The organism is Rhodococcus sp. MEB064, assembly GCF_000834565.1.
In the GTDB taxonomy this organism is placed as follows: Bacteria; Actinomycetota; Actinomycetes; order Mycobacteriales; family Mycobacteriaceae; genus Rhodococcoides.
Genome location: NZ_JXQS01000002.1, coordinates 217,025 through 224,541 on the forward strand (window position 1 = coordinate 217,025; position 7,517 = coordinate 224,541).

9 protein-coding genes and 4 tRNA genes are annotated in these 7,517 nt (G+C 67.1%); 4 read left to right on the plus strand and 9 right to left on the minus strand.

Annotated features, from left to right (window positions below; genetic code table 11):
* The first annotated feature begins 1 nt into the window (after position 1).
* Positions 2-484, plus strand: a complete 483-nt coding sequence (locus RU01_RS01390; RefSeq protein WP_042572676.1) for an SRPBCC family protein — start codon at positions 2-4, stop codon at positions 482-484.
* Positions 485-488: 4 nt separating this feature from the next.
* On the opposite strand, the gene msrB is transcribed toward RU01_RS01390, so the two are convergent.
* Genes msrB through RU01_RS01410 form a run of 4 tightly spaced genes read right to left on the minus strand, consistent with a single transcriptional unit; the run spans position 489 to position 4,591 of the window.
* Positions 489-911 carry a peptide-methionine (R)-S-oxide reductase MsrB gene (gene msrB, locus RU01_RS01395; RefSeq protein WP_042572677.1) on the minus strand — a complete coding sequence of 141 codons (423 nt, stop codon included), beginning with the start codon at positions 909-911 and terminating at the stop codon, positions 489-491.
* A 9-nt stretch (positions 912-920) separates the two neighbouring features.
* A complete protein-coding gene (locus RU01_RS01400) occupies positions 921-2,198 on the minus strand; it encodes a glycosyltransferase family 87 protein (protein ID WP_042572678.1) in 1,278 nt (425 codons plus the stop codon).
* 21 nt (positions 2,199-2,219) lie between these two features.
* Complete coding sequence (locus RU01_RS01405) at positions 2,220-3,797, minus strand: alpha/beta hydrolase (protein ID WP_042572742.1); 1,578 nt, start codon at positions 3,795-3,797, stop codon at positions 2,220-2,222.
* Positions 3,798-3,841: 44 nt separating this feature from the next.
* On the minus strand, positions 3,842-4,591 hold the full coding sequence (locus tag RU01_RS01410) for a pyrimidine reductase family protein (protein ID WP_082042792.1): 750 nt from the start codon (positions 4,589-4,591) through the stop codon (positions 3,842-3,844).
* A 34-nt stretch (positions 4,592-4,625) separates the two neighbouring features.
* Here RU01_RS01410 and zapE point away from each other — a divergent pair, with 34 nt between their 5' ends.
* A complete protein-coding gene (zapE, locus tag RU01_RS01415; RefSeq protein ID WP_042572680.1) occupies positions 4,626-5,636 on the plus strand; it encodes a cell division protein ZapE in 1,011 nt (336 codons plus the stop codon).
* On the opposite strand, the gene RU01_RS01420 is transcribed toward zapE, so the two are convergent.
* The gene (locus tag RU01_RS01420) at positions 5,637-6,170 is read right to left on the minus strand and encodes a GNAT family N-acetyltransferase (protein WP_052493064.1); all 534 of its coding nucleotides are present in this window, start codon (positions 6,168-6,170) and stop codon (positions 5,637-5,639) included.
* Positions 6,171-6,172: 2 nt separating this feature from the next.
* Entirely contained in the window at positions 6,173-6,451 is a 279-nt protein-coding gene (locus RU01_RS01425) for a hypothetical protein (protein WP_156148734.1), read from the minus strand.
* A gap of 185 nt (positions 6,452-6,636) precedes the next feature.
* On the opposite strand from RU01_RS01425, the gene RU01_RS01430 reads away from it, so the two are divergent.
* Entirely contained in the window at positions 6,637-6,879 is a 243-nt protein-coding gene (locus RU01_RS01430) for a hypothetical protein (protein WP_042572683.1), read from the plus strand.
* A 43-nt stretch (positions 6,880-6,922) separates the two neighbouring features.
* On the opposite strand, the gene RU01_RS01435 is transcribed toward RU01_RS01430, so the two are convergent.
* The 3 genes from RU01_RS01435 to RU01_RS01445 all read right to left on the minus strand — a co-directional run bounded on the left by RU01_RS01435 (position 6,923) and on the right by RU01_RS01445 (position 7,204).
* Positions 6,923-6,997: transfer RNA gene (locus tag RU01_RS01435), tRNA-Val, on the minus strand.
* 21 nt (positions 6,998-7,018) lie between these two features.
* A tRNA-Cys gene (locus RU01_RS01440) sits at positions 7,019-7,089 on the minus strand.
* A gap of 42 nt (positions 7,090-7,131) precedes the next feature.
* Positions 7,132-7,204: transfer RNA gene (locus RU01_RS01445), tRNA-Gly, on the minus strand.
* Positions 7,205-7,414: 210 nt separating this feature from the next.
* Between RU01_RS01445 and RU01_RS01450 the strand changes: the two genes are divergently transcribed.
* Positions 7,415-7,486 (plus strand) — tRNA-Val (locus tag RU01_RS01450).
* Positions 7,487-7,517: the final 31 nt, after the last annotated feature.

Below are 7,517 nucleotides of genomic sequence, written 5' to 3' on the forward strand. Positions count from 1 at the left end.
GATGACGCGACATCCGGAACCCACCGGCAGGATCCACCGCACCGACACGGGTGTCGACCTCGAGCTCCGGCGCACGTTCCGCGCACCGATCGACGACGTGTGGGCCAGCGTCACCGAGAGCGACCGGACCGCTCGCTGGTACGGCAGCTGGGAGGGTGAGGGCCGCGAGGGTGGCACGATCCGCGTGACGATGGGCTTCGAGGAGAACTCGCCGGTGTCCGACATGACGATCGTCGGGTGCCGGGCGCCGCACCACGTGGCCGTCGAGTCCGGCGGGTGGCACTTCGAGATCACCCTGGCGCAGACCGACGACGTGACGACGCTGACGTTCGTCCACCACCTCGAGTCGGACGAGGGAATCGGCGACATCGGGCCGGGGTGGGAGTACTACCTCGACATGTTGGTGGCAGCGCGACAGGACGGGCAGTTGCCGTCGTTCGACGACTACTACCCGTCCCAGAGCGCGTACTACCTGTCGCTCTGACGACCTACTCGGACGGTGCCAGAGTCAACGAGATGGAGTTGATGCAGTACCGCTGATCGGTCGGCGTCGGGTAGCCCTCGCCCTCGAAGACGTGGCCCAGGTGACTGTGACAGTTGCTGCACAGCACCTCCGTGCGCTTCATACCCATCGAGCGGTCGACCTTCAGGATGACGGCGTCGGTGTCCTTGGGGTCGAAGAACGACGGCCAGCCGCAGTGCGACTCGAACTTCTCGGTGCTGCGGAACAGCTCGGCGTCGCATGCTCGGCACTTGTAGACACCCTCGGTGGTGGTGTCGGTGTATTCGCCGACGTACGGACGCTCGGTTCCGGCCTTGCGCAACACGGCGTACTCGGCGGCGCTCAGCTTCGTGCGCCACTCGTCGTCGGACAGCTCGTAGGTGGGCTTCTTCTCCGGTGCAGAACTCATGCCCCCACGCTAATGCGTGGGCGCGGACTCTGCTGTCGCCGCAGGTGACGGCGTCGCTGCGGTGGTCCGCGGCTGGTCGAGCAGGAACGCCGGATCGATGCCCTGATCGAGTCGGCCTTCCCGACGCGCGGTCAGGTAGCGGCCGAGCAGCACGGCGAAGACGACGATGATCAGCAACGACCATCCCCAGGTGGAGCGCAGGTACTCGATGGCGCGCCCGAACTCCGGGAATCTGCCCACCAACCAACTGTCGTAGCTGAGGAATCCGTACACGGCCAACCACGCGGGCCAGTTCCGCATGACCGAGTTGCGCAGCACCACCGACATGATCAGCGGGAACAGCATCATCGAGTAGTACATCTGGCCGAGGGAGGTCAGCAGGAACGACGCGACCAGCAAGACCCCGCTGGCGGTGACGACGAAGAACAGCTCGTCGTGCCGGTAGTACTTCCACAGCAGCCACAGCGACACCAGCACCATCGCGGCGAAGACGGCGCGGAGCGCGAGGACGAGAACCGTCGGCAAGCCGTAGTAGAGGCCGTTCCCGACGATCGCGCTGTTGAAGTAGTCCCGCGACTCGAGCAGGTACGGCAGCGTGTGCGTGATGAAGGCGCCCGCGTCGACGGACAGCGGCAGTGCCAGCAGTGTCAGGACCAGCGGAATGCCGAGGGCCGTGACGAACACGCGCCACTCCTTGCGCACGAGCGGCAGGAGCAGTAGCGGTGCGAGAGTGGGTTTGACGGCGATCGTGAGCCCGATGGCGGCACCCGAGAGGTAGTAGCGACGCCGGAGCAGCAGCATCATGAACAGCACTTCGCCGAGCAGGATCAACCCGTTGACGTTGGTGAAGATGAGGGTGTTGGTGACGGTCTCGGTCGAGAACGCCGCCAACAAGACGACAGGCGCGGCGACGGACGACAGGCTCAGCTCGAACATCCGCAGCAGCAGGTACAGCGCGACGACGACCGCAAGGGCGTTGACGCCGATGAACATCCACCGGGAGCGCTCCGGATCCAGAATCGCGAGAGGTGCGATGACCAGCGTTCCGCTCGGTGGATAGAGGTAGTGCGGGTCCACCGAGTCGAAGTTCGCGGTGTAGACCTCGCGACGGTTCAGGAAGGCGAACGCCGCGTTGTAGACCGGACGGAAGTCGTCGGTGATGTTGCCGTTGACGGCTTTGACGATCACGCGATTGAGGACCGTCAGGATGGCGAGGGGCCACAACGCGAAGCGGATCACCTGGGCGGTGGTCTCACCGGTTCGCGGCTCGAGATGACGGAACGACACCCGGAGACGGTACCCCGGCCGCTAGGCCGGACACGCATTCCCGCCTCCCGGCAAGTCGCCCGAGGCGAGGTACGAACCGACAGCAGAACGCCCGCACCCAGAGCCCACCGTGACGGGGTGACCGATGCCGTCCCACGTCACCGTCGTCGTCGCCGCACCGGCGGCCCCCAGCGCTCCGGTGACGGCCGGCAGCGGTTCGGTTCCGGTGATCGCGTCCGCGGTTCCGCTGAGAACGAGGACCGGCACACCGATCGTCGACGGAACGGGCGGGGGAGTCGTGGCCGGCCATGCCGAGCAGGTGAGCAGGTCCAGTGCTGCGGTCGCACCGAACGCGGGATACTGCCCGGCCCAGGACGACTGGAGCTCACGGACGCGATCGGGCGCCGGCCACTGCTGCCCGTCGGTGCAGACGCTGACGAAGTGGCCGTCGGTCTCGGTGAACGAGCGCACCAGGTTCACGGTGTCGTCCAGAGCGGCGATGTTGCCGGCGAGAGCGCCCGCGACAGTGTCGGACGCCGTCCGGATGAGCGCCGCGGAGTCCCCGGACGACGGATACGACAGCAGGTGGACGACGGCCTCGCGGACAGTCGCTCCCGACAGCGGGGCGAGTTCGCCCGCATCGGCGCGCCGGAAAAGTTCGACCACCGACGCGCGGGGATCCGCACCGAGCGAACACCCGATCGCGGCGCAGCGTGTCGAGAACGCGGTCAGTGCAGCCTCCTCGCCGCGCACCGTCTGCTCGGCGGAACTGACGGCGTCGGTGACCACGCTGGTGGGGGAGTCGAGCACCAGTCTGGCGACATGATCGCCGTAGGCGGCCGTGTAGGCCAGTGCGACCAGCGCACCGTTGCCCGACCCGAGCAGCGACAGCGCCCGTACGCCCCACGCTTCGCGGAGCGCCTCGAGGTCGTCGGCACTGTTGGTAGTCGCGAAGATCAGCGCCTCCGGAAGAAGGAAGTCAGTACACGCGATGGTTGCGTCGCGGGCGAGCGTCGCCACGCGGTCGGCGGGATCGGTGCCGGGGGAGAACTGGCCCAGATCGAACAACGCGTCCCGCGTCGAGGACAACCCCGAGTAGCAGTCGAACGGCGCGGAGTTGCCGATCCCGCGGCGGTCGACACCGACGATCGGGTGCGTGGCCAGCAGCGACGAGTCGGGCTGCGCCGCTATGGCCGCGATGTCTGCCGCCGACGGTCGATCGGTACCCGAGGTGTAGACCAGCGGGACCGCGTCGGCCGGTGTCGACGACAGGCGCACACGGACCGCGGACAGCTCGAACGTGCCGTCGGACGCGACGTTCCGGTCGATGGGCGCTGCGAACGTCGCGCAGTCCACGACGACTCCCGCCGCCGCCACGACACCGTAGGACCCAGTCGTCCTCGCTGTGCAGTCCGACCAGTTCAGGTCCGTGATCGGTGCCTCGAGCGGCAACGGTTCGGCATCGGCGGGGGCCGAGTCCGAGGACGGCACGGCGCCACCGGTCGACCCGCCTTCGACGGCGACGTCCGGCCGCGTCGAGGGGCCGGCGCCACATGCTGCGGCGACGACACCGACCATCACCACGACGGCCAGTCGCCCCCCGACACTCGACAGCTGCATGACGCCAGAGTGCCATCCCCGGCGGACATTCTGATCGTTCGCGGTCACGACGTGCGGTTACTCACCCATCGGACCAGCATCGTGCCGTCGTCGTCGACGAGGATGTGCGCGGGAAGCATGGGCCGGTCGACAGCACTGTCCGATGTGGACACTCGTCCTGCCGATCCCGCCGCCATGGTGGGCGACGTCGTGATGCAGAGCTCGTCGACCACGTCGGCCTCGAGAAGTGAGCCGAACAGCCCCGGCCCGCCCTCGCACAACACCCGGTACAGGCCCAGCTCGTCGAGCATGGACTTCACCGCGTGTCCGGACAGTGTCTCGCCGCCCCGCACCACCGTCACCCCGGCGTCGGTCAGTGCGCGGACGCGATCCTCGGGTGCGTCGGACGTGGTCAGCACGATCGGGGGCACCTCGGCATCGGTGACGACTGCCGCCGTCGGATCGACGTTGGCCGAGCCCGTCACCACCACCACGGGCGGGACCGGTTGCTGGCCACGTGCCACACGCGCTGCGCGCACCTCGTCGCTCACGACCACCCCGCCGTAGTTCTCCGCGGAGACGGTGCCGGAGCCCACCAGTACCGCGTCGGCCAATCCGCGGAGCGCCGCGAAGACCGTCTTGTCCGCGTCGGTACCCAGACCGCCGGACACGCCGTCCTGGGACACCGCTCCGTCGATGCTGACCACGAAGTTCACCCTGATCCAGGGCGTGCCCGGATCCGTCGGGTAGGCGTAGAGCTCCACCAGATCGTCACTGTTCACTGTGAGGTAGGTCCCATTATCGATACGCTGCACAAAAGCCATCACACCACGTCGTTAACCTCTTTCCATGCCGGAACGTCTCGTCGATCGCAATCCCGTGGTGCCTGCCGATCAGTTGATCGCACAGATGGTGCCGCCGGCCATGTTCGACGACGTCAGTTTTGCGTCCTACATCCCGGACCCGAACGAGCCCACGCAGGCGGAAGCCGTCGCCAAGGCTGAGGAGTTCGCCGGCAAGGTCGCGAAGATCCGCTCGGGTGGCAAGCGCGGCCTGTTCGGCAAGAAGACGCCTGCTTCGGGCGCCGGTCTGTACCTCGACGGCGGCTTCGGCGTCGGTAAGACGCACCTTCTCGCGTCGATCTTCCACGCGTCGCCGGAGCCCAAGGCGTTCGGAACCTTCGTCGAGCTGACTCACGTCGTCGGCGCCCTCGGCTTCACCAAGGCGCTGGACGAACTGTCGGGCCACAGCGTCCTGTGCATCGACGAGTTCGAACTCGACGATCCGGGCGACACCATGCTGGTCTCCCGTCTGCTCACCGAGCTGGCGGCGAAGGGCGTGTCCATCGTCGCGACCTCCAACACGCTTCCCGGCCAGCTGGGCGAGGGTCGGTTCGCCGCCCAGGACTTCCTCCGGGAGATCAAGAAGCTCGGCTCGATCTTCGAGTCCATCCGGGTCGACGGTCCCGACTACCGTCACCGCGATCTGCCGCCGGCCCCCGATCCGATGGCGGCCGACCGGATCGAGGCCGCCGCGGCGGCAGTCGAGGGCTCCACGCTCGACGACTTCGACGAGCTGGTGAAGCACCTCAGCACGCTGCATCCGTCCCGTTACGGCAAGCTCATCGAGGGTGTCACGGGGGTGTTCATCGAGAACGTGCACGCCGCGCCCGACCAGTCGGTGGCCCTGCGACTCGTCGTCCTCGCCGACCGTCTGTACGACGCCGGAACGCCGGTCACCGTGTCCGGAGCGAAGCTCGACGAGCTGTTCACCGAGGAGATGCTGCAGGGCGGCTACCGCAAGAAGTACCTGCGCGCGACGTCCCGACTCCTCGCCCTGTCGAGGTTCGCGTCCGTCTGATCAGTCGAGCACACGCTGCATGACGAAATCCTCGTGCAGCACCGCGCCGAGAGCGAATCTCTTCTCGCCGACCTGCTCGAACCCGTTGCGGCGGTAGAACTTCAGGGCTCGGAGATTCTGCTGGTTGACACCGAGCCACAAGGCTCGCCGACCGAGGTCCCGGGTCACCTGCACGGCCGAGTCCATCAGTGCTGCCGCGATTCCCGACCCGTGTTCGGCCGAGTCGACGTACAGCTTGCTCACCTCGACCGACGGTGTGACCGTCAGCGACGACACCACGTCCGGGTCCGTAGGAGCCGCGGAGACCAGCATCGTGTACCCGACCGGACCGTCGTCTCCGCGTACGACGGTGACGATGCGGTCCGGATCCTCGAGGTACGTACCGAACGCTGCCTCGGACAACACCGTCGCGACGAAGTGATCGATGTCCTCGGGGAGCGTGCCGGGCGGACACGCCAGGGGGAAGGTGCGCGCCGCCAACGCTGCGAGGTCTGTCAGGTCCGCTGCGGTCGCCGCCGACGCGACGGGTGGCATCGTCACGCCGATTCGTTGTGGAGCGCGTGGGCCCGATCCTCGACGCCGATCGCGTCGACATAATCCTTGGCCTGCCGCAGCGGCATCCCGGTGCTCTTCTGCAGCAGTGCCATCGCCTGTGCGGGCTTCCTCGCCTGCACCAGCGCGGCGGCCGCCGTACGAGTGTCGGGGTCGACCGGATGGCGGTCGGCAGCCACGTCCAGTCGAGCGGAACGAGTGCGGTGACGCAGGGCGAACCACGTGATGACGACGGCCAGGTCGATGATCACGAGTGCGACCACGAACCATCCCCAACTAGGCATGGGAACAGTCAATCACCAACGACGGGGGAGCCGACCCGGTTCGGCGGATCGCCACCGTCCGCACCGTTGTGTCTTCGGCCTCCGTCACCGCCGAGACGTGTCGTTCGCAACACCGGAGCCGTCCGGGCGCGCAGGATGGGACACGACCCGAGGGAAGGACAGACATGACCGAGCAGATGACGGCGCAGTACTTCACCGGACGTGTCGACCGCGTGAAGGCGGCCATCCAGACGGCCGTGGACGAGGCCGGCGCCTACGGCAGCGATCAGCTGGTGGCCGATTTCGAGTGGATCCAGTACGCGCACGACCACGTTCACGTGACCGAACGGGACGGCGTCGAGTACGTCGACGATCAGGCAGCCACCCGACACGTGGACGAGCTGTTCGAGCAATATCGGGTGGGCTGAACGCACGAAAAAGCCCCCTTCCGAAGAAAGGGGCTTTTCGATGTGGTGCGCGATACTGGGATTGAACCAGTGACCTCTTCCGTGTCAGGGAAGCGCTCTCCCGCTGAGCTAATCGCGCGGGACCCGGTGACGGGTAACGAGGTGGAGACGGGAATCGAACCCGTGTGCACGGCTTTGCAGGCCGTTGCCTCACCACTCGGCCACTCCACCGTGGTGACGAAAGCCCTGTGAACCGGGATTCCGATACCCTCGAGCGGACGACGGGATTCGAACCCGCGACCCCAACCTTGGCAAGGTTGTGCGCTACCAGCTGCGCCACGTCCGCACACTCCCCGGCTGCGTTTCCGCCTCCGTGGTGCGGTTCGAAACATTAGCCCACGTCGCCCGGAAGTCACAAATCCGCTGTTCACACCGTGTTTCCCTGGCGTCACACCAGTCACGCCCGTCGGTCACCGAGCCGGCTGCGGTCCGTGTTGGGAGCACTTCCACCGACGTGTTACCGTTTCTCCTCGTTCGGCGCTCACGCAGGCCGTACGGTCCCGTGGCTCAGTGGAAGAGCGTCCCGTTCACACCGGGAAGGTCGCTGGTTCGAACCCAGCCGGGACCACACATCGGAAGGCCCCCGCCACACGGCGGGG

Bases quoted from the DNA above. Each gene is read 5' to 3' on its own strand.
- RU01_RS01430 (WP_042572683.1), top strand. From the start codon at position 6,637: ATGACCGAGCAGATGACGGCGCAGTACTTCACCGGACGTGTCGACCGC.
- RU01_RS01405 (WP_042572742.1), bottom strand. From the start codon at position 3,797: ATGCAGCTGTCGAGTGTCGGGGGGCGACTGGCCGTCGTGGTGATGGTC.
- RU01_RS01420 (WP_052493064.1), bottom strand. From the start codon at position 6,170: ATGCCACCCGTCGCGTCGGCGGCGACCGCAGCGGACCTGACAGACCTC.
- msrB (WP_042572677.1), bottom strand. From the start codon at position 911: ATGAGTTCTGCACCGGAGAAGAAGCCCACCTACGAGCTGTCCGACGAC.
- RU01_RS01390 (WP_042572676.1), top strand. From the start codon at position 2: ATGACGCGACATCCGGAACCCACCGGCAGGATCCACCGCACCGACACG.
- zapE (WP_042572680.1), top strand. From the start codon at position 4,626: ATGCCGGAACGTCTCGTCGATCGCAATCCCGTGGTGCCTGCCGATCAG.